15 protein-coding genes, 1 tRNA gene and 4 pseudogenes are annotated in these 22140 nt (G+C 36.3%); 5 read left to right on the top strand and 15 right to left on the bottom strand.

The genetic code is table 11. The annotated features are described in order from the left end of the window. Window positions 1–124 precede the first annotated feature (124 nt). The gene (gene dapE, locus ABWU23_RS01995) at window positions 125–1330 is read right to left on the bottom strand and encodes a succinyl-diaminopimelate desuccinylase (RefSeq protein WP_253309628.1); all 1206 of its coding nucleotides are present in this window, start codon (window positions 1328–1330) and stop codon (window positions 125–127) included. A gap of 42 nt (window positions 1331–1372) precedes the next feature. On the opposite strand from dapE, the gene ABWU23_RS01990 reads away from it, so the two are divergent. Beyond that, complete coding sequence (locus ABWU23_RS01990; RefSeq protein ID WP_353270709.1) at window positions 1373–2710, top strand: iron-containing alcohol dehydrogenase; 1338 nt, start codon at window positions 1373–1375, stop codon at window positions 2708–2710. Window positions 2711–2905: 195 nt separating this feature from the next. Here the strand turns inward: ABWU23_RS01990 and ABWU23_RS01985 are convergent. The 7 genes and pseudogenes from ABWU23_RS01985 to ABWU23_RS01955 form a co-directional block, all read right to left on the bottom strand. After that, window positions 2906–2978, bottom strand: a tRNA-Met gene (locus ABWU23_RS01985). Beyond that, window positions 2978–4270, bottom strand: coding sequence for an adenylosuccinate lyase (gene purB, locus ABWU23_RS01980; protein WP_353270708.1), 1293 nt, complete (start codon window positions 4268–4270; stop codon window positions 2978–2980). Before purB ends, ABWU23_RS01985 begins: the two co-directional genes overlap by 1 nt. Before the next feature lie 112 nt (window positions 4271–4382). Further along, the gene (gene rplI / locus ABWU23_RS01975) at window positions 4383–4928 is read right to left on the bottom strand and encodes a 50S ribosomal protein L9 (protein ID WP_264735518.1); all 546 of its coding nucleotides are present in this window, start codon (window positions 4926–4928) and stop codon (window positions 4383–4385) included. A gap of 7 nt (window positions 4929–4935) precedes the next feature. Beyond that, window positions 4936–5211 (bottom strand): 30S ribosomal protein S18, encoded by a 276-nt coding sequence (rpsR, locus tag ABWU23_RS01970; protein WP_064125330.1) that lies wholly within the window; start codon window positions 5209–5211, stop codon window positions 4936–4938. Next, window positions 5211–5993 carry a 30S ribosomal protein S6 gene (rpsF, locus tag ABWU23_RS01965; RefSeq protein WP_265016769.1) on the bottom strand — a complete coding sequence of 261 codons (783 nt, stop codon included), beginning with the start codon at window positions 5991–5993 and terminating at the stop codon, window positions 5211–5213. Before rpsF ends, rpsR begins: the two co-directional genes overlap by 1 nt. A 48-nt stretch (window positions 5994–6041) precedes the next feature. Further along, on the bottom strand, window positions 6042–9482 hold the full coding sequence (dnaE, locus tag ABWU23_RS01960; RefSeq protein WP_353271030.1) for a DNA polymerase III subunit alpha: 3441 nt from the start codon (window positions 9480–9482) through the stop codon (window positions 6042–6044). A 1380-nt stretch (window positions 9483–10862) separates the two neighbouring features. Beyond that, window positions 10863–11878 (bottom strand): annotated as a pseudogene (locus ABWU23_RS01955) (IS110 family transposase). A 223-nt stretch (window positions 11879–12101) separates the two neighbouring features. Here ABWU23_RS01955 and ABWU23_RS01950 point away from each other — a divergent pair. Beyond that, window positions 12102–12648 (top strand): annotated as a pseudogene (locus ABWU23_RS01950) (IS256-like element ISWpi15 family transposase); the annotation flags it as partial. A gap of 2 nt (window positions 12649–12650) precedes the next feature. Then, window positions 12651–12866 carry a transposase gene (locus ABWU23_RS01945; protein ID WP_373457553.1) on the top strand — a complete coding sequence of 72 codons (216 nt, stop codon included), beginning with the start codon at window positions 12651–12653 and terminating at the stop codon, window positions 12864–12866. 47 nt (window positions 12867–12913) lie between these two features. Here ABWU23_RS01945 and ABWU23_RS01940 read toward each other — a convergent pair. From ABWU23_RS01940 to ABWU23_RS01915, 6 genes and pseudogenes are all read right to left on the bottom strand, one after another. Continuing rightward, window positions 12914–13298, bottom strand: a pseudogene (locus tag ABWU23_RS01940) (transposase). Between the two features lie 217 nt (window positions 13299–13515). After that, entirely contained in the window at window positions 13516–14394 is an 879-nt protein-coding gene (gene folD, locus ABWU23_RS01935; protein WP_253309370.1) for a bifunctional methylenetetrahydrofolate dehydrogenase/methenyltetrahydrofolate cyclohydrolase FolD, read from the bottom strand. Then, window positions 14378–15043 (bottom strand): UbiX family flavin prenyltransferase, encoded by a 666-nt coding sequence (locus ABWU23_RS01930; protein ID WP_353270707.1) that lies wholly within the window; start codon window positions 15041–15043, stop codon window positions 14378–14380. The genes folD and ABWU23_RS01930 overlap by 17 nt, the downstream gene beginning before the upstream one ends. Further along, window positions 15036–15302: a DUF2312 domain-containing protein gene (locus ABWU23_RS01925; protein WP_064125346.1), complete on the bottom strand. Its 267-nt coding sequence runs from the start codon at window positions 15300–15302 to the stop codon at window positions 15036–15038. Before ABWU23_RS01925 ends, ABWU23_RS01930 begins: the two co-directional genes overlap by 8 nt. 13 nt (window positions 15303–15315) lie before the next feature. After that, entirely contained in the window at window positions 15316–16599 is a 1284-nt protein-coding gene (locus ABWU23_RS01920) for an HlyC/CorC family transporter (protein WP_353270706.1), read from the bottom strand. Between the two features lie 88 nt (window positions 16600–16687). Beyond that, window positions 16688–17866 carry an aspartate aminotransferase family protein gene (locus ABWU23_RS01915; protein WP_353270705.1) on the bottom strand — a complete coding sequence of 393 codons (1179 nt, stop codon included), beginning with the start codon at window positions 17864–17866 and terminating at the stop codon, window positions 16688–16690. 274 nt (window positions 17867–18140) lie between these two features. On the opposite strand from ABWU23_RS01915, the gene ABWU23_RS01910 reads away from it, so the two are divergent. Further along, complete coding sequence (locus ABWU23_RS01910; protein WP_353270704.1) at window positions 18141–19313, top strand: NADH-quinone oxidoreductase subunit D; 1173 nt, start codon at window positions 18141–18143, stop codon at window positions 19311–19313. A gap of 18 nt (window positions 19314–19331) precedes the next feature. On the opposite strand, the gene recJ is transcribed toward ABWU23_RS01910, so the two are convergent. Continuing rightward, on the bottom strand, window positions 19332–21071 hold the full coding sequence (recJ, locus tag ABWU23_RS01905) for a single-stranded-DNA-specific exonuclease RecJ (protein WP_264687720.1): 1740 nt from the start codon (window positions 21069–21071) through the stop codon (window positions 19332–19334). Between the two features lie 127 nt (window positions 21072–21198). On the opposite strand from recJ, the pseudogene ABWU23_RS01900 reads away from it, so the two are divergent. Next, window positions 21199–22135, top strand: a pseudogene (locus tag ABWU23_RS01900) (IS481 family transposase); the annotation flags it as partial. Between the last annotated feature and the right edge of the window lie 5 nt (window positions 22136–22140).

The raw sequence follows: 22140 nt of genomic DNA, 5'->3' as shown, positions 1-22140 counted from the left end.
TCATGATAAGGGGGCTGGCGGAGTTTGTCAAGTGGTTTTTGTAGCTCTCATGGTTTTTGGATTCTAACGTCACACGCTGGCAGTTGTTACTCAAACAACAGTTATGCAAGAGATCTGATTACATCTAAGCTAACAATGGACCACTAGATATATTACTAACTACGTTGACCTGACTCAATATTTTATTAGTGGGATTGAAATAATTTTCTATAAATTCCTTATATATAGCTGTTAATTTATGTATATCATTTACTAATACGCATTCGTTTATCTGATGTGCGGTTTTGTTGATTATACCAAATTCAATCACTGGACAAACATCTTTGATAAACGCAGCGTCAGATGTGCCACCACTTGTGCTCAGCACAGCATCAATACTGGTAACTTTATTTATCGCATCAAGCATAATATCAGTATTTCTATCAGGAGTAGAGAGGAAAACGTCCCTGCTGCTATGCATAGAAAGTTTATAATCGTTAGTTACACTGGAGCATATTTCATCAATCAGCTTATATAAGCCGTCAGGTGTTTGTGTATCGTTATATCGAATGTTAAAACGTGTAGTTGCTGAACTAGGTATTAGATTGCTAGTATTATTTCCAACATCGATAGTAGTAACTTCGCAATGTGAAGGCTGAAAGTATTTATTACCATGATCAAAAGTAGTATTTTTTACCTTACTCAATATCGATATTACCTTATATATTGGATTATCTGCTAGGTCTGGGTAGGCAACGTGTCCTTGTTTTCCATGGCAAATTAATTCAAATGTTACAGAACCTCTTCTGCCTATTTTTATGGTATCACCTAATTTCTCACTACTGGTTGGTTCGGCAACTACACAAAAATCTATCTTTTTTTGCTTACTTTTCATCCATTCCAAAACTGCCTTTGTTCCATATTCTTCCGTGCTTTCTTCAGCACTGGTAATCAATGCACTTATCGAACCATTAAATTGAAACTTTTCTGCAATTAAATTTGCCATAGCAGCAATAAATGCAGCTATTCCGCTTTTCATATCAGCTGCTCCTCTTCCATATAGCATTCCATCTCTAACTTCTGGATTAAATGGACCAAATGCCCAATCTTTTAACTGACCCGGTGGTACAACATCAACATGCCCAGCAAAGCACAAATTTGGTACTCCATTTATATATTTCGCATAAAGATTTTTAACTTTAGTTCCATCATCACCAAATTCTAAAATCTCACAGTCAAAGCCACTTTTCTTGAAGATTGTTGCTATATGCTCTATTGCCCCGCCGTCCCTTGGTGTTATACTCTCAAAAGAGATCAATTTCTTAGTTAGCTCTACAGGGTCAATTTTCATGTCAACCTTAAAATAATTATATTGCTATATTGTAAACACTCTATGCACTATTTAAAACAAATATTACATCAAACCGAACAAACTTTTCTAAGAGAAGTAATAACAGATTACCACCTTGCTGATGATATCTATGAAATATGCACACGACACGGAAATGACATCTTTCTAGTTGCAGATGAAAATACAGCAAAACTTTTAAACAAAAACGTATTTAATAAAATTTCTCACTTAATTATCCCGAGCAATACCATTAGGCCTCTTGCAAAACCTCATATCATTTCGGATGCTCCCTACATTTTATCATCCCAGTCCTTCGAGACTGGGATCCAGGAAAAAAAATCAGCGTCACGCGCTGGAATGACACCAACCATGGGTACTAATCTTTCACTTGCCTCTCTTGAAACCATAAATCTAGTTAGAAACAAAGCAAAAGACAGTGACTTAATAGTTGCATTTGGTAGCGGCACCGTTAACGACATCTGCAAATATGCAAGCTACCTCGAGAAAAAAGATTATATATCGTTCCCAACAGCCGCTTCCATGAATGGATATACATCCGCAAATGCTTCAATATTAGTAAATGGATACAAAAAATCGTTCAAAGCACATCTTCCAAGAGCGATATATATAGATATAGACATACTTACCAATGCACCACTGCGCCTCACATTAAGCGGATTTGCAGATTTCATTTGCCGTTCGACAGTTCAGGCTGACTGGCTACTATCTCATTTGTTGCTTGGCACAGAATACAATGAATTACCTTTTACACTTGTTCGCGATTTGGAGCAAATTTTGCTAAGAGAGTATACGGCGCTTACTAAAAGAAGTAGAAAAGTGGTCCTATTACTTATGGAAGTTCTACTAATTTCAGGACTTGGAATGGTAATATCAAAAGGCAGCTATTCTGCAAGCCAAGGAGAGCATATGATAGCTAACGCAATGGAAATGGTAACAAGAGATCATTCCTCACTACATGGCGAAAAAATTGCTGTTACGACGATTACCATGGCTAATTTGCAGGAAAAAATATTATCAATACAAAACCCGATTATCAACCCGACCACTTTAGATGTAAAACATATAACTCAGTGCTTTGATAATATCGAATTTGTAAGAACTTTTGAACAGAAGCAAATTATGCAGCAAAAAATCCAAGAGATTATTTGTAAAGAATGGACTAATATTTCCAATTTAATTAAGCAAAATTTACTACCTGCAAAATACCTGCAAAAAATATTTGAAGATCTATCAATTCCGCACTTACCAGAGCACCTCAGTTGGAATAAAGAACAATATTGTAAAGTGGTCGATCTTGCGTTTGCAACAAGAGATAGATTCACCTTTCTTGACTTAGCTAATTGCATAGAAGAAAGTTAAGTTTTGTAGTGAAATTCTGTCATTTAAAGAGATCATAGGCCAAAAGCTAAACCCTTTTCACAATCTCTTATCCATTTTCCTCTAAACTGTACACCTAAGTGGATATACAACTGAACGTAACCATTCCAAGTAGCTGACACTGGGTCGCACTACTTCACCAATAGCACTATCTTGCTAAACATAGTTTAGTTCGAGTGGCTGAGGAGGGACTTGAACCCCCGACCAAGAGATTATGATCCTCCTGCTCTACCAACTGAGCTACTCAGCCTAATTGAAAACCTTGCTATATATGTGACCTACATGCTTTGTATAATATTTCAAATCAAACAAAGATTCAAGTTTTTCCGAGTTAATAACCTTAAGTAAAGGTTTATCTTGTTTCAATTCGGCCAGAAAATCACTGTTGTTTTGTTTCACTTTCATTGCATTGCTCTGAACAATTTTATACGCCTCTTCCCTCGCCAAACCACTATTTACTAACTCAAGCAATACACGCTGTGAGAAAACTAAACCTTTTGAAGAATTTAAGTTCTTTTCAATGTTTTCCTTATTGATTACCAATTTATCTATCAAATCTGTTAATCGCACTAAAGCAAAATCGATTGTTATACAAGCATCAGGAGCAATGCATCTTTCCACAGACGAGTGTGATATATCACGTTCGTGCCACAATGCAACATTTTCTAACGCAGGAAAAACATAACTGCGTATTAAACGTGAGAGTCCCGTCAGATTTTCACTTAAAATAGGATTACATTTGTGTGGCATAGCAGAGCTTCCCTTCTGCCCAATGGAAAAATGCTCAGAAATTTCGCCGATTTCAGTTCTTTGCAAATGACGAATTTCAATTGCAATATTTTCTATTGAGCTTGCAATCACTCCCAAAACCGAAAAGAACATGGCATGTCTATCACGAGGAATGACTTGAGACGATATGGTTTCAGGTATGAGTCCCATTTCTTTTGCTACATACTCTTCAACAAACGGATCAACATTTGCAAAATTACCTACTGCACCTGATATTTTACAAATTGAGATCTCTTTTTGCGCGCTAATTAATCTCTGATAATTGCGTTTAAATTCAGCATAAAATCTAGCAAATTTTAATCCAAGAGTTGTTGGTTCTGCATGCATTCCATGACTGCGCCCAACACAAACAATATCTTTATAGTCCTCAGCTTTTTTTTTCAATACTGCAAGTAAATTTTTTAGATTCCCGAGTAAAATATCACATGACTCTTTCAACTGCACCGCAAGGCATGTATCCAAAACATCAGAACTTGTCATTCCATAGTGGAGATAACGAACATCAACTCCCGCTTTTTCAGCAACATATGTCAGAAAAGCTATAACATCATGTTTTACAATGGATTCAATTTCGTTGATACGTTCAATATCAAATTCAATAGCACCAGAGAGCTTCTGAGCAACACTATTTGGAATCACTCCTAACTCTGCTTGAGCTTCACACGCTAATTTTTCTATTTTAAGCCATATATTAAATTTATTATTTTCCTCCCAAATGGAAGACATTTCTTTTTGGCTATAGCGCGGGATCATTAAATGACCCCCGTTTTATCTTTGAACATGCTAGATCCCAGTGTCACGCACTGGGATGACAGAAAAAAAAGGCACTGGAATGACAGGAATAGTTGATATATTTTATTCACTGCTATTTGTTATTTGTATCTTCTTGCTCCACTGCTTCACCTTCTTGTTGCTCAGACTTCTGATTTTGCAACTTTACTTGCCTTAATTCATGCGCATCTGTTTCGGATTTCACGACGTATATAGTAATTGGTACTACTACTTCACTATGTAATTCTACGTTTACTTGGTATTCACCCAAGTTTTTGATGCTTATTCCACCAAAAGATAAACTACGATGATCTATCGCATGTCCTTCTTGTAGTAAAACTTTCGCAATTTCACGTGTTGTTACAGAACCAAAAATTTTACCATCCTCTGAAGCTTGCTTTATCAATACCACAAACTTATCATGTAGTGACAATGCAAGCTCTTTTGCTACATTTAATCTTTTTATATTCTCTTCTTCCAGTAATAAACGTTGCTCCTCTAGCTTTGTTAAATTTTCCTTGGTAGCTTTCACCGCTTTTCTTTGTGGAAAAAGAAAATTACGTGCATAACCTGGTTTAACTTTGACAACTTCACCAAGCTTACCTAAAGTCCTTATATTTTCCTTTAAAATTATCAACATAAATTACCTAAACTTTTTTAGTACAGTAAGGAACAAGAGCCAAAAAACGTGCCCTTATGATCGCTAAGCGTAACTTCCTTTGTTTTTTTGCACATACGCCTGTTAACCTTCTAGGTAATATCCTACCATAGTCAGAGGTAAACTTGGATAATAAATCTGTATTCTTATAATCTATGTCTTCATCTTTAGACGTAGCAAGAGGGCAAACTTTAGAACGCCTAAAGCCAGTCCTATTATTTACAGATACGTAAGAATTATTAAAACTATTTCGTCTTTTCATCATTATGCGTTTTGCTCCTCAATTTGTTTATTCATCATATAAGATTTACCTTCAAAAAATTTATCAACCTGCACAGACAAGTGGCGAATAACGTTCTCATTAAGTTTCATTCTACGCACAAATTCATCCAGAATGTTTGCAGTAGAACTTATGCACATTATACAATAATGACCGCTCTTCATCTTATTTATTGGATATGCAAAATCCAAAAGACCCCAATGTTCATACTTGATTAATCCCGATGCTTCAATGTTTTCCAAAAGCATCTCCAATGCTTTACTCGATTGAGTTGGACCGTTTATTCTAAAATCTTTCAAAATATCTTGAAAAATCTTTATTAGATGTTCTGAAATATTTCTCTTCAAAGCATTTACTGCATTATGGATAAACGCACTTTTAGTAATTTGCTCACTGCCTCCTAGAAATTTTATAAAATCTTGCGTTATTCCTAAATCTTTTAGGTCATCTTTCAACTCTTTATCGATTTTTGACTTCACTTCTTTCAAATTTGAAAGATCTTCTTCCAATTCAACCCATAAAATTTTTGTAAGATCTTCCAAGAAATCAGAGTAAGCAACTAGACCTTCTTTAATGTCTTCAGCACGCGTTTCTAACTCTTGTTTTGTAAGCGTACTATTTTGCCTTTCCATAAGACTCTTGATCTTCTGGAAAATAACATCTGCTTTAATATTTTTCAATGAAACAGCTAGCTCTTGGACCATCTCCTCTACTTCTTGCTGTAATAATCCTTGTTGTGCTATAAAAGTAAATTCATAAAGATTCACTATATCTTCCTTTAATACCGATTAAATATTTCATTATATAAAGCTTTTTTATATAAGCAAGTTATTTGTATTAATTTCTACGCCTTTAATCCAGCTTAAGTTAGATATTTCATAAATAACTTGAGGAGCAATTGAGTATGCACCTGGTAATAAGATGCTCACTTTATGTTTTTCGAGAAGAAGTTTTAGCATTATTTTGGTTCTGCCTTTATCTTTCAATATTGCATTTAATTCCATAGCGGCTTTTTGCGAATCCGTGCACTCAGTGGTGAGAACTAATTCCTTTATTGTAGAAGCGATTCTTTTTGTAAACTCAGATATATCCTTGCCTGCTAATCTTGTCGTATTTTCCGAAGCTTCAAGATCAATTATCACAAATGTTCCTGGTGAAAATAAATCTCTTTTTTCTTCTATTATTTCATTATTATAAAATGCTATTTCAGAAACGTTATGGGGATCAGAAAGTGTGAGTATAACAAACCTTCCACGCTCTGAAGTTCTCATACGTGCATTTAATATTACCCCAGCAGTTTTTGCTGTTCTATTTTCTCCGATAAACCCAATATTTAACTTTTCCAGAAGAATTCTAAATTTTTCAAGTGGATGATTAGTTAAATAAAATCCTAGTGAAAATAACTCATGCTCTAATTTTTCCTCTTCATCAAAATCTTCCACATTCTCAAATTTCGGTTTGAGGACATCAAGACTACCAAACAAAGCAGCTTGACTTGATTCCCTATCCTGTTTGTTTTTATTTGCAAAGTAAATCAGCATGTCCATTGACTCATATAGCTGCTTTCTGTTCTTATGCACGCTATCGAATGCCCCGGATTTAATTAGGCTTTCTAGCGCTCTCTTATTTATTATATGACCTGAATTTTGAATGAATTCCCATATGTCCTTATAAGCGCTTGAACGTGTGTTCACTATTCCTTCTGCTATAGAAAAACCAACATTCCTCAAGGCAGCAATACCATAACGTATGCACTCACCCTCTATTGAGAATTCAGCTTGAGACTTGTTTATATCAGGTGGAAGAACGGTAACGCCACTAAACTTTGCTGCATGATAAAATAAATTCAGTTTATCTCTATCATCAATATTTAGATTCATTAGTGCTGTAAAAAATTCTAATGGATAATTAGCTTTAAGGTAAGCCGTTTGATAAGATATAACCGCATATGCAGCTGCGTGAGATTTATTAAATCCATAACCAGCAAATTTTGCAACAAGGTCAAAGATATAACTTGCCCTGTCATAATCAACGCCATTCTTCGTTGCCCCTTGGATGAAAAGTTCACGTTGTTTATCCATCTCTTCCTTAATTTTCTTACCCATGGCACGTCTCAGCAGATCTGCTTCCGCTAAGCTATACCCGGAAAGAATACGGGCTATTTCCATCACCTGCTCCTGGTAGATTATTACCCCAAATGTTTCTTTTAACACTCCTTCAAGTAACGGATGAATATAATCTGGCTTTTCAAGTCCATGCTTTCTTGCAACATAAGTTGGAATGTTATCCATAGGTCCTGGACGATAAAGGGAAATTAAAGCGATAATATCTTCAATGCAATCTGGCTTTAATTTGATTAAAGCTTCTCTCATTCCCGAACTTTCAAGCTGGAACACTCCAATTGAATCACCGCTAGAGAGCATCTCATAGGTTTTTTGATCATTCAAAGGAACTGAAGAAATATCGATCTTTTTTTCATCACGATTAATTAAACGACATACATGATCTATTAGTGTTAGCGTACCAAGTCCAAGAAAATCAAATTTTATTAACCCAGCTTTCTCCACATATTTCATGCTGTATTGAGTGATTGGCAGAGCCGAATTTGGATCGTAGTACACAGGAACAAAATTTTCCAACTTTTGATCACATATTACAATTCCAGCAGCATGAGTTGAAACGTGACGATATATTCCTTCAAGCTTTAGTGATATATCAAGAAGCTTTGCAATTATCTCATCACTATCCCGTTCTTTCTGCAGGTTTTGATCAAGCTCTATCGCTTGCGATAAAGTTACAGGATTTACTGGATTAAATGGAACCATTTTAGATATTTTATCCACTTGAGAGTAAGGCATTTGCAATACTCTACCAACATCACGCAATACTGCCCTTGCTTGCAATTTTCCAAAAGTGATTATTTGAGCAACATAACCGTACTTTTTCTGAACATAATCAATAACCAGGCCCCTTTTCTCTTGGCAGAAATCGATATCAAAGTCAGGCATTGATACACGATCGGGATTTAAAAACCTTTCAAATATTAGGCCAAACTTTATTGGATCAAGGTCTGTAATCTGTAAGCTCCAAGCAACAATTGATCCAGCACCAGAGCCTCTTCCTGGACCAACTGGAATGCCATTTGCTTTGCTCCAACGAATGAAATCAGAAACTATCAAAAAGTAGCCAGCGTAGTTCATCGAAGTTATTACGCTTAGTTCATAATCTAACCTGTCGTAGTATTGCTTGAAATCGATATCATGTTGTGTGTCATCATCTGGTTTGGTGTCATTCCAGCGCGTGACGCTGGAATCTCTCTGGATCCCAGTATCAAGTACTGGGATGACAGTGGAGGGTGTTCTGGTGACAGAAGAGGATTTTGCAATACGCAGCTTCAATCCTGCAACTGCCTGCTCCCTCAGTTCTTCATTCTCAGTTTTATTTTCTCGACAAGGAAATTTAGGCAAGATAGGCTGCCTGCTTCTTGGCATGTAAGAGCACCGCTTAGCTATCACTAAAGTGTTATGAATTGCTTCAGGAATGTCGCTAAACAGCTCCTCCATTTCTGCCACAGATTTGAAGTAATGCTCGGTAGTTAACTTCTTTCTGTTATTCTCCAGGGCATAACTCCCCTCCGATATGCACGTTAATATGTCATAAGCCTCATAATCAGACCTATTTGGAAAAAACACATCGTTCGTTGCAACCAGTGGTACATTGCGCTGATAAGCAAAATCTATTAAAGCTTCTTCAAGCTCTAGCTCTTTATTCAGCCCATGACGCTGCAATTCAACATATAAATGACCATCGAATGCTGAAAGCAGTTTTTCAACCGTTTCTTTATCTTGCCCCAACAATAGTTGAGCCAAACATCCACCGGTTAAAGCGATCAGACCCATACTTAAATTCAATAGCTCATCAAAATCAACGTAAGGAATATCGCTGTTATTCTTGCGCTTTTTAAAAGACTCACTCACCAAAGTGACTAAATTAGTGTACCCTTGCTCATTTTTTGCAAGCAATAATATAGGTAAATTTTGTTCTGAATGTTTAACTATAATATTGCATCCTATTATTAGCTGTATTCCCCTACTTGCTGCATATTCTGAAAATTCGAGCGAGCCAAACAAGTTGCCTGAATCAGTAATTGCAACCGCTGGCATTTTATTTCGCAAACAAAGGCCTATCAGCTCCTCAATTTTAACCGAGCTTTCAAGCAGCGAATAAACACTATGAACACGTAAGTGTATGAACATAAAAAACTTTAGATCAACAAAAAAGGATAACATTAATTTACCCATGAGAACATAATTTCATGAAAACAAAAGCCTATAAAATTCTAAAATTAAAATACAAAAACTTCCTTGACAAACTCCGCCAGCCCCCTTATTATGATAATAAGGGTATTTATGACTCAAAACTTGTTTTTGATCTGCGCAGGTTCAACAACAAAAATTCAGTAAAAAACTCAGGGTATTTATTGGCGGATTAGATAAAATTATAGCGGCTGCATGTCTTTTTTATTTTTTCTACATTCAGCCAAATCGCGCTTAAACTAAGCGTCAGCACATTATTACAGCGCCACTTACAGTAATATAGAGTCAAAACTCGCTACTCGGGGCTTCTTTTGCCTTTTTTTTCGTTTGGTAAATTTCTTAAATATTTATGGCTAAAGTAATTTAGGCCTACCGACAACCGTCATCCCGCTACGTATTAGCGGCTAAGAGATACCGCGAATGAATCGCGGTATGACGGTTCGCGGTGGCATCTCGTCATCCCGCTACGTGTTAGCGCTTACTATTACCCACAAATAAAGACATGGTATTGTATTTACTCAAATAATTTAATTTTATTAACCTGAAAGCTTATTGGATTAAAATTATTAAATTAAGAGTTATAATTTTAGCAACTAAAAGCTGTAAATTGCACCATATAAACAGTTATTTCAAGCAAAAGTTATGCCATTAAGAGCTATGCAACAAACATTTATATTTGTGGGTAATAGTAAGGTGTTAGCGGGATCTAGAGATACCGCGGCGGTATAATGGTTAAGTAATTCGTCATCCCGCTGCTTGTTAGCGGGATCTATGCTAAGGAGATACCGCGGCGGTATGACGGTTCGCGGTGGCATGACAATAACTTCGTCATCCCGCTGCTTGTTAGCGGGATCTATGCTAAGAGATACCGCGGCGGTATGACGGTTAAGTAGGGTGTCATTCCAGTCTGGAATCTAGTTCTTATTGTACATTTACTTGGTGTAGAGTTAAGTTTCCTGGATCCAAGTAGTCTGGGCACTGGGATGACGAGAAAGGAGCACTGCCATTATAGAGTAAAATGAGATCCCAGTGTCAGCTACTCGGATGACAAAAAAAGAGCACTGGGATGACAGGAGATACCGTCTTGTTAGTCAACAAAAAAATTATAAAATTTCCCAAGTTGCATCATAAAATCAAAAAATACTTCCAATTGTGTAACAGTACACAGATTATAGTTAGTGGATATGTTGATAAGTAAATTAGTTTTATACGCACAAAACAGATGAAATTTACTTATCAACATATCCACTAACCAACAACATTCAATAAATTTGTGTAAGATACCACTTTACATAAGATAGATAGGAAGCATTTTTGATTTTAAAGTACTAAACCTTCAGTCAACCTCCTAGCCCTGTAGTTTTTGATATGGTTAGGATCAAAAGCACTTTTGGATGTCAGAATACCGAAAATGATATGGAGTAGCTTACGCATTGCAGCACCAACGATGGCCATATTATGCTTACCCTTTTCCTTTAATCTTTGGCAAAAGCTCATAATGATAGGATTGTGATTCTTAGCTACTATGGCAGGAAAGAAAAGTGCCTTACGTAATGTTTGTGAACCGGATTTACTTAATCTGGGTTTGGCATATACAGAGGAACCTGACGTCATATTTCGTGGTATAACTCCTGTATATGCTGCCAATTGCCTGGCATCTCTAAAAACCTCTATATCAGAAACTTCAGCTAAAATAGCTATTGCTGATTCTTCTCCTATGCCTGGAATAGTCAATAGAAGTTGAAAATTTTCCAACAATTCTTTGTGTTGATTTAATAGTTCACGTACGGAGTTTTTTATTGTTTCTATTTTTTGAGCTATATTCATTGCAAGGTCTTCCCAAGCATTTGCAACTTCTTTAGGCAGTCTCTCTTTTTTTTCTAAGTGGTTATTTACTAATGTTAACTCATCTTTTAACGCAACTGAGCAACGATAAAGATGTTTTAATTTTTTCATTTCAGGAGAAGGTGGTGTCCAACTAGAAGGTTCCTGTCTTTGGCAATAATCAGCAATAACTTCTGCATCGGTCTGATCATTCTTTTGTCGTATCAGCTTACTCCTTGCATAAGATTTTATGCAATAAGGATTTACAACACTTACAAAATGTCCAGCATTGTGTAGAAATTCAGCCAGTGCTTCGCTATAACAACCAGTAGATTCCATGCAGGTTTTTACTTTTTCTACATTATGTTTGTGTAGAAAATTCAGTAGACTTTGAAACCATCGTTCTTAAAGCTTCTTTTTCTAGTTTCACGCTTTCCTTTTTTGCTTATAAATGAGAGAAAAACATCAAAGCGATCTTTTGATATATCTATGCCCAAAAAGTTGTTGATCATATATAACCCCATACGTTACCATTAAAAATGAAAAGTAAGGCTAGTCTTGTGAATACAGAATTAGAACCATTCAGGTCTTTCTACGATACCGTCCAGCCTATACTTTTGAGAAGGGAATTCTTATCTCCTCTACAGATTTTATATCTAAGAAGAAGCACAGAGTTCCTCCCTTCTCCACCTAATGCTTAAGCTTAAAACATTAGATGCTTTTGACAAGATACAAGTAGAAGATATCCTTATTGCCTGCGTTGATGGGCTGAAAAGCTTTCCTGCAGCTATAAACAGTGTCTTTCCTAATGCGGAAGTGCAGATGTGTATAGTGCATCAGATACGCAACTCACTGAAGTATGTGGCCAGTAAAGATGCGAAGAGTTTTTTGAGCGATTTAAAGAAGGTATATCAAGCTTCAAGCAAGGAAATTGCCGAGAATTATCTGTTGGAATTAGATGAAAAATGGGGGCACAAAGTACCCTATGGTTATAAAATCTTGGCAGAATAATTGGGAAAACTTGTCTGGTTATTTTAAGTATTCTGGTCCAGTTAGGAGGATAATCTACACCACCAATCCCATAGAGGGGCTACATAGGCAAATTAGGAAATTCACTAAGACCAAAGGCTCATTTACCAGCATAAATGCCTTGTATAAGCAGGTATATTGTGCTATAAAGAAGGCAGAGGAAAAGTGGACGATGCCTGTACATGATTGGGCATTAACTATCTCTCAACTTGATGTTTTCTTTCCTGGCAGATTGAAAATTGAGTTGAACTAAAAATGCGGTTTGACACAGTTTATTTAACACTCCCAATAGAAAGTGTTGGATGTAAAGTTTTATTTTTGCCGCCATACTCGTCTGATTTAAATCCAATTGAGAAGTTCTGGTTTGCCATCAAGCATGCCATAAAAAAAGCGCTGCCAAGCTTTTGGCCTGATATCAATTCTGCTATTGATTTTGTTTTTCAGTATTCAGGTAACCCTTTCTTGGGTTAGCTATAGGATCATCATCTATTCTTTTTTCTCTACAAGTATAGTATTTTCTAAAACGAATGATAAACGTCTAAAATGGTATTACCAACTAAAAGGTGTAAGTCTGTACATTGATGCATTAGAGTTCTGAGGCGACTTTTGATGGTGTGCCAACAATGCTCTATCGGATTTAGATCAGGTGAATATGTTGGAAGATAAAGCAAATGACAGCCAAAAGACTCTATTAATGACTTTGTTTTGGGAGTTTTATGGAATGTAGCATTATCCATAACTATGGTTGTATTACGCTGCAATTGTGGTTCGCTCTAACCATACATTAAATACATCTTTATTACACCCTCCTGTGAAGGTCATTGGTGCAATAAACTTCTTTTCAATCCATCCACCTATTATACTCACTCTTTCCCGCTTTTTTCCTGGAACATCAGCATATATTTTTTCTCCTCTTGGAGCTCGTGCATATTCTCAGTATAGAATATATTATACCTTTATCATTCGCTTTTGAAAATACTATACTTGTAGAGAAAAAAGAATAGATGATGATCCTAAATATTTAATAAATTTGACTACTGAGGAATTTCAAAAATCTCAATTTTTTATTAATTGTGAGATGTGGTACATTCTATCTTCATATAGCTTTCCTCTTCATACCTCAACTAATGAAATTAGAAGCATCAACTCCCTTCTGCAAGCAAGCAGCAATAACAGTGTTCATCATTAGAAATGCAATTGTCATTGGGCCAACGCCTCCGGGTACTGGGGTAATAGCTTTGGCTTTCCCTTTTATTCCCTCAAAGTCAACATCACCTACAAGCTCTCCTACATTAACACTATTTATGCCAACATCGATCACTATTGCACCTTTCTTTATCCAGTCTGCTTGAACAAAATTTGGCTTTCCGACTGCTGCAACTACTATATCCGCTTTAGAGCAATATTCAGCTAAATCTTTACTCTGTGAGTGCAAGATGGTAGCAGTGCAATTTTCCTGCAGCAATAGGTGAAACATTGGCTTGCCCACGATATTTGACCTACCAATCACCACTGCGTTTTTACCGGAAAGGTTCTCTTCAATTGATTTAATTAAATGCAAAGAACCTTTAGGAGTGCAAGGTATAAGGCAGTTTTTTTCACCTTTAACTAATCTACCAACGTTTTCATCGTGGAAGCCATCTACATCTTTTTCAATACTTACTGCGTTAATTACTCTGCTTGCACTAATATGATTTGGTAAAGGCAACTGTACTAAAATGCCATGCACAGATCGATCTTCATTTAACTCATTGATTTTTTCAATCAATTCATCTTCTGAAATATTATTAGGCAAAACAATGGTCTCAGAACTTATGCCTATTGATTCCGCTTTTTTCTGTTTGTTGCGAACATAAACCTGACTTGCTGGATTGCTGCCCACGAGAATTACTTTCAGGCAAGGAAAAATGTTATACTCTCTCTTTAAAATATCAATTTTTTGTGATAGCCTCTCACATAGGTCGTTTGCTATTTTTTTACCATCAATAATAATTGTCACTTCCTTGCCACTCCTTAAAGTCAGGTAATTTGATATCAAATAAATCCAATACTTTGCCAACAGAATGATTAATAATATCATCCAACGATTTTGGTTTAATATAGAAAGCAGGCACTGGTGGAGCAATTATTGCTCCCATCTCCGTTAATTTTAACATATTTTGTAAATGCCCAAGATGTAGTGGTGACTCTCGCACCATAAGAATTAATTTTCTTCTTTCTTTTAGCGTTACATCTGCAGCCCTTGTCAATAGATTGGAAGTAACACCTGATGCAATTTCAGACATTGTCTTCATAGAGCATGGTGCTACAATCATTCCTGAGGTTTTAAATGAGCCACTTGCTATTTTTTCTCCTATTTTTTCTTCAGAATAGTAAAAATCTGCAAGTGATGTAATATCTTCAAGTTTTTCTTTAATCTCATGAGCTAGAGTTATTTTTCCAGCACGACTTATCACTAAATGAGTTTCATAACCAAATTTGCAGCGCGTGACGCTGGAATCTATATTTCTTTTTCCCTGGATCCCAGTGTCAGCTACTCGGATGACAGGGATAAGAGATTTATTAATATTTCTTAACGCCTCTAAAATACGTACACCGTAAATAGAACCAGATGCTCCACTTATTCCAATTACAATTCTGCTATTCACTTAACTCTTCTTCGTAGCTCATTCCCAATGCACGTTTATAGGTATCAAGCAATATTTCCTGTTCCTCTCTGTCATCATCATCCATCTTCCTCAGCCTAATAATTTGTTTCATCACTTTTATATCCCAACCTTCATCTGCGGCTTTTACATATACATCACGAATGTGATCTTGCACATCCCTCTTTTCTTGTTCAAGTTTTTCGATTCTCTCTATGTAACCCTTCAACTCTTCAGCCGTTATTTTTACTGTATCTTCCATGAAACTCCACTAATTAATTGCTGCTACTAGTATTACCAGTTTTTACTTGCACTTCAACAACAGTAATAATATTTTTATCTTTTTTTAAAATCTTAAAGCGAAAACCATACATGGAAAACTCCTCGCCTTCGTCAGGAATGCGCTCTATTTCATTCACAATCATACCTGCTAGAGTTGTAGCTTCTTCATCAGGGAGATTCCAGTGTAACTGCCTGTTAATGTCCCTAATAGTAGATTTTCCTTCTATGTGATACATATTGTCAGATATTTTCTTTATGAAATTCTCCGTGATCAAATCATGTTCATCCGAAATTTCTCCAACTATTTCTTCCAGTATGTCCTCAAGAGTTACAATTCCCTGCAGTGCTCCATACTCATCAATAACAAATGCAAGGTGTTTCCTGTTCTTACGGAAGTTATGAAGTTGCACGCTGAGCGGTGTACTTTCTGGTATAAACCAAGGCTTTGACATAACTTGGGTAATGTCAACTTCTTCCGCTTTATTATTCTTTTCACGCAAGGCATTTATTAGACCCTTCACGTGAATTACACCGATAATATCATCTGGTTCTTTTTGCCATAAAGGTATCCTACTATGACTGCTAGTTAAAATTTCCCTTATTAACTCTTCTTTACTTCGATTTATATCAAGAGAAAATAAATTTCTTCTATGGGTCATAATTTGTGATATTTCTGTCTCAGCCAAATCAAGTATGCTGCTTAGCATATCTAAATCCTGTTGTAACATAGTTCCTTCACTGCGGTGAAGAGTAATCATATTACGCATTGCATCCGCTGCAGATATTACTTCCTTATCTTTATGCAGCCCACATAATTTCAGGATGAGGTTAACAATAAATTGAATACCTAGCGTCAATGGAGAAAAAATCTCTACAAAAAACAATACAAAATAAGCAGAAAATGATGCAAATTTTTCAGGATTTTGAATAGCATAAGTTTTTGGTAGAACTTCGCAGAATAATAAAATACAAAATGTCATTATAATTGTTGATAGGAGAATGCCCTCATTTCCAAAAAGATTGATAAATATTGCTGTAAATAAAGCAGAGCAAGTAATATTAATAATTGTATTGCCGAGCAATACCGTTCCTATTGTCAATTCTTTCTTATTTAATAAGCGGTCTATTATCCTGGCTCTTTTGTTACCGTCTAGCTTTAGCTTATTAACTCGAGAACGGCTAATTGAGGTTAAGCCTATTTCTGCTCCTGAGAACAAAAACGATAAAATTAACAAAATAAAAATTGCTGATGATACTAAGACCAATAACCAATCCATTAAAGTACGATGTTATTGTGATAAAAAATAAAATTAATTTTACATGTTATGAGAGGTATTTGCAAGCCTGAATTTATATTGCCGAATTTTATATATCTTTAATCTTAAAAAATAAATCATAAAGCATATTACACGCCGCATTCACATACTCATCCTCAATGATAAGTGGTGGGGTTATCCTTACTACTTTGTTGTTTGAAACCCTAGTTATTATTAAACCTTTATCAAGAGATCGACTAATAACTTTATCAGCTACAGGAGTTGCTAGTTCTATTCCCATTAGTAACCCTTCTCCACGAACTTCTGAAATCATCTCAGGAAATTCTTTAGCTAAAGGCAACAGCTTTTCTTTTAAATATTTACTAATTCTCTTAACATGATCAAAAAAGCCTTCTTTTAGCATTATATCGAGCACTGCATTACCAACAGTCATGGCAAGTGGATTGCCACCATAGGTTGATCCATGAGTTCCTGGAGTGATTGCTTCTGCTATGTAATCTTTTACTAAACATGCAGCTAGAGGAAAACCGTTACCCATAGCTTTTGCACAGGTTAGCATATCAGGTTCAATGCCGACATTTTGATAATAAAATAAAGAACCGATGCGTCCATATCCGCATTGCACTTCATCAAAGCACAAAATTATCCCTTGAGCTTTTGTTATTTTCCTTACTTTTTGAAGATATTCTACGTCTAGTGGATATACTCCGCCTTCGCTTTGTATGGGCTCTAAAAACACAGCAGCTGTTTCATTGCTGATTTTTTTCTCCAAAGCTTTAATGTCATTTCTTGGCACTTTATCAAAACCAGAAAGAAGCGGAGCAAAACCTTCGCGTGATTTTTCACTGTTTCCAGCAGAAATTGCAGCAATACTGCGGCCATGAAACCCTCCTTCAATTGTAACAATACGATTACGTTTTGCTTGCCTTTTTGAATAAAAGTAACGACGAATAAACTTAATTGCAGCTTCTGTTGCTTCAAGCCCACTTGAGCAGAAAAAAACTTTATCTGCAAAAGTAAGGGTTGTTAAACGGTCAGCAAGCCTTTCTTGCTCGGGAATAGTGAAAATGTTAGAGCAGTGCCATAGTGAGCTCAATTGCTCTTTCAGTTTGTCTGTAATGTATGGATGACAATGCCCTAAAGAAGTTGTAGAAATACCTGCAGCAAAATCTAAATATTTTTTACCATCTTTGTCAAAAAGATATGCCCCTTCTCCCCTAACTATAGGAGTGTCAAGTCTATTGTACGCATTAACAACATGATCCATTTTATAAGTATTGTGGTATTATCTGTATTATACCTGAAATGAATCCATTAACACAAAGCTTTTCCTTTAACCTCTTATGCTACCTCAACTAAAAATTTGGCTAATGCAAACCTTTTTTGTCATTCTATAGCTAAAGTGACTTAGTTTTACCAACACTTATTAGCATTGTAAAAGTTTTTGTTTCTATTGAATGACAGTTGTAGCCTATGCAAGAAGTCTATTGACTTTGAGCGCACTTTAGCCTATACAATTTTAATATCTTAAACTACTGGACATGCCCGATCTAAAGACAATGATGTTAAATTTTGGCCCTCAGCACCCAGCTGCACATGGAGTGTTGCGCCTTGTTTTAGAGATGGACGGCGAAGTGGTTGAGAGAGCTGATCCTCATATTGGGCTTTTGCACCGCGGTACTGAAAAATTAATAGAACATAAAACGTACCTTCAAGCTTTGCCTTATTTTGATCGCCTTGATTATGTATCACCAATGTCACAAGAGCATGCATATTCACTGTGTGTGGAGAAATTGTTGCAATGCGAAATTCCAATTAGGGCAAAGTATTTACGTGTCTTGTTTTGTGAACTGACGAGAATACTAAATCATTTACTGAACGTCTCTTCTCAAGCACTTGATGTTGGAGCAATGACTCCCCTTTTATGGCTCTTTGAAGAAAGAGAAAAAATACTGGAATTTTACGAAAGAGCTTCAGGTGCAAGGTTTCACGCAGCTTACATCAGGCCAGGTGGAATTGCAGCAGATGTTCCAGAAGGTTTGATTGAGGATATTGCAAAGTTTATAGAGCAATTTCCAAAGTATATAGACGATGTTGATGAACTTTTAACAGAAAATAGAATATGGAAGCAACGCACTGTAGGAATTAGTGAAATATCAGTAGCGCAAGCACTTGATTGGGGCTTTAGTGGCCCAATGTTGCGCGCTGCTGGGCTTGCTTGGGATTTGCGAAAAAGCCAGCCATATGAGATATATGATCAACTAGATTTTGATATACCGATCGGCCAAAATGGCGACTGTTATGACCGTTATCTAGTTAGAATGGCAGAGATCAGTCAGTCTGTTAGCTTAGTGAAGCAGTGTATAGAGAAAATGCCTGAAGGGCCAGTAAAAACTGAAGATAGAAAAATTTCTCCACCGCCAAGAGCGGAGATGAAAAAATCTATGGAAGCTCTCATCCACCATTTTAAACTTTATTCGGAAGGGTATCATGTACCAAAAGGTGAGGCTTACACAGCTGTTGAGGCACCAAAAGGCGAGTTTGGAGTGTATATAGTTTCAGATGGTACCAATAGACCTTACAGATGCCGAATAAGAGCACCTGGCTTTGCACATTTACAAGCCTTAGATTTTATGGCAAAAGGACACATGCTTGCCGACGTTGCAGCAATTATTGGCTCACTCGATATAGTTTTTGGTGAGATTGATAGGTAATTATTGTAAAATAGCAACTCAACTAATGGTCAATACATCTTCTATTAAAAATTGTACAAATTCATTGCCATTCCAGTAATTCATAGAGATTTTACCCAAAATAGCTTTAACATTACCCTGCATGATAGCAGAGCCAAGATGAGTATTTGCAGAACGAAATGCAATAGCTCTTACCATAATATTATCATCAGCAATAAAACATTTTATATGGTCAACTCCTATAACTTCAGGCTTTCTTATCTTTGCTCCTTGGATAATAAACCTTGGTTCAGGATTCCCAACTCCAAATGGTCCCAAGCGTTGCAATTGATTCCATAAAGATAAATTTATTGCTTTAGCAGTTACTATACTATCAGCTTTTAAAGTTTTCTCATTTATAGAGTTTGAAAATCTTTCAGTAAAAAAATCATGCAAATCATTTATTTTGTCTTCTTTAATTGAAAATCCTGCCGCCATACTATGGCCACCACCTTCAATAATTAAATTTGTAAACTTTGCGGAAAGGACTGCAGCACCGATATCAACTCCCAAAATTGATCTACAGCTTGCTTTTCCTATTCCATTGTTTAAAGACATCACTATTGTTGGTAAGTGAAACTGCTCCTTTAGCCTCGATGCAATTATACCGATTATTCCCTGGTGCCAGTTGCCGCTTACCATTATAAAATTTACACCTAATTGGGCAAATTTTTCCGCTTGTGCTGTAGCTTCCAAGAGAGCCTCATTTTCTAACACTTTCCTTGCATTATTCAAATCTATTAATTTTAGCGCGATTGAATGTGCCTCTTCATCATCATCGGTGGAAAGCAACCTTGCACCGAGCGATGCTTCTCCAATTCTTCCTCCAGCATTTATGCATGGCCCAATACTAAACCCTAATCGTGAAACACTTGGTTTTTCAAGGATCCCCAAAGCATCAAATAAAACACGCAAGCCAACGTTTTTTCTTGCTGACATAACTTTTAATCCTTGTGAGACAAATGCTCTATTGAGGCCTGTAATCTGCATAACATCGCAAACAGTTCCAAGGGCAACTAAATCCAGCAGATCAAATAAATCTGGTTCTTTTTTGTTGGTAAAAAATCCTTGCTCACGTAGGCTTTTATTAAGAGCAATAATCAGCAGAAATGACACTCCAACTGCTGCAAGGTTAGTATAAGGAGAGCTTTCATCAAGGCGGTTTGGGTTAACAACTGCTACGGCGCTTGGTAACTTTTCCGTACCAAGATGATGATCGACAACTATAATATCAAGACCAAAGACCTTTGCATCTTCTATTGGTTGATATGCAAGCGTACCGCAATCAACGGAAATACATAAATCGATCCCGTTTTTTTTAAGTTGTAATAAAGCATCTGTGTTTAATCCATAGCCCTCATCAACACGATCTGGAATGTAGATTATAGAGTGTATATCGATTGCTCTCAGGTACCTGTTAATCAATGCTGACGACGTTGCACCATCAACATCATAGTCACCAAATATTGCAATGTTTTCATTATTTTTTATTGCCCGTATTATACGAGAAACAGCTTTATCCATATCAAGAAGGTGAAAGGGATCTGGTAATAGCGATCTGATTAGTGGATATAAGAAGTCGCTCGCATTTTCTATGTTAACACCACGAGTAACCAATATTCTTGCTAGTACTTCTGGCAACTCAAATCTCTGTATAAGAGTTAAGATTTCCCTTTGATCTGCTTCTTGCAACTTCCACAATGCATTTGTTATGCTGCGCTTTTCAATTTCAAGTAGCATATTCTTTGTAAATAAAACTACTTTACCAGAACTTTTAAACTTGTTCTATAATTGTATTAGATGCACAGTTCCAGAGTGTGATGGTATGATAAAATGTGAGAAAAAAATATCATCAAAGGGAGGAATTATGGGACAAGTATTACATGGGTGCGCCAGAACAACAGAGACAATTCGTAGAGCAATACAAAATAGTAAAGAGAGCATAGCAAAACTCTCCAAGTGTTATAACCTTAAACCAAAAACTATTATTAAGTGGAGAAAACGCTCATTTACCAAAGATGCTGGTATGGGTCCAAAGCATCCAAGATCAACTGTTTTAACTTTAGAAGAGGAGGCTATAATTGTTGCATTTCGTAAGAATACTCTATTGCCATTAGATGACTGTCTCTACGCTTTGCAAACCTCAATCCCACATTTGAGTCGCTCCAGCTTACATCGTTGTTTACAAAGGCACAACATTAGCAGACTACCAGATGTCGATGGTGAAGTTAAATCAAGAAAGAAATTCAAACAATATCCTATAGGCTATTTCCATATTGATATCGCGGAAGTTAGAACAGAAGAAGGAAAGCTGTATTTGTTTGTTGCAATAGATCAAATTCACCTACGTTGAGTTGCACAAAAGTGCTACAAAACCCATAGCTGCTGAGTTTTTAGGTAATATGATTAGAATTTTACCGTATAAAATCCACACTATTTTGACAGATAATGGCATACAATTTACAAATCAGAAGCGCCATAAATACGCCTTCCAACACATGTTTGATAGAGTTTGTGAAGAAAATAACATTGAACATCGTCTGACAAAAGTTAGCCATTCTTGGACAAATGGACAAGTTGAACGTATGAATAAAACTTTAAAGAATGCTACAGTTAAGAAATATTACTATCGTTCGCATCAGCAACTTAAGGAGCATCTTTATGACTTTGTTATGGCCTACAATTATGCAAAGAGACTCAAAGCTCTTAGGGGTCTTACGCCTTTTGAATTTATATGTTCTCAGTTGACAAAGTCTCCTGAATTATTTATAATAGATCCACACCATCACACTCTGGAACCATACATCTT

The sequence above is a fragment of the Wolbachia endosymbiont (group A) of Hedychridium roseum genome (assembly GCF_964028325.1).
Lineage (GTDB): Bacteria > Pseudomonadota > Alphaproteobacteria > Rickettsiales > Anaplasmataceae > Wolbachia.
The sequence above is the reverse complement of the archived record's forward strand: the minus strand, read 5'-3'. Positions and strand labels throughout refer to the sequence as shown.

Coding starts and splice junctions, on each gene's coding strand:
- dapE (WP_253309628.1), bottom strand. CDS start 1,330: ATGAAAATTGACCCTGTAGAGCTAACTAAGAAATTGATCTCTTTTGAG.
- ABWU23_RS01990 (WP_353270709.1), top strand. CDS start 1,373: ATGCACTATTTAAAACAAATATTACATCAAACCGAACAAACTTTTCTA.
- purB (WP_353270708.1), bottom strand. CDS start 4,270: ATGATCCCGCGCTATAGCCAAAAAGAAATGTCTTCCATTTGGGAGGAA.
- rplI (WP_264735518.1), bottom strand. CDS start 4,928: ATGTTGATAATTTTAAAGGAAAATATAAGGACTTTAGGTAAGCTTGGT.
- rpsR (WP_064125330.1), bottom strand. CDS start 5,211: ATGATGAAAAGACGAAATAGTTTTAATAATTCTTACGTATCTGTAAAT.
- dnaE (WP_353271030.1), bottom strand. CDS start 9,482: ATGTTCATACACTTACGTGTTCATAGTGTTTATTCGCTGCTTGAAAGC.
- ABWU23_RS01945 (WP_373457553.1), top strand. CDS start 12,651: ATGCGGTTTGACACAGTTTATTTAACACTCCCAATAGAAAGTGTTGGA.
- ABWU23_RS01925 (WP_064125346.1), bottom strand. CDS start 15,302: ATGGAAGATACAGTAAAAATAACGGCTGAAGAGTTGAAGGGTTACATA.
- ABWU23_RS01920 (WP_353270706.1), bottom strand. CDS start 16,599: ATGGATTGGTTATTGGTCTTAGTATCATCAGCAATTTTTATTTTGTTA.
- ABWU23_RS01915 (WP_353270705.1), bottom strand. CDS start 17,866: ATGGATCATGTTGTTAATGCGTACAATAGACTTGACACTCCTATAGTT.
- ABWU23_RS01910 (WP_353270704.1), top strand. CDS start 18,141: ATGCCCGATCTAAAGACAATGATGTTAAATTTTGGCCCTCAGCACCCA.
- recJ (WP_264687720.1), bottom strand. CDS start 21,071: ATGCTACTTGAAATTGAAAAGCGCAGCATAACAAATGCATTGTGGAAG.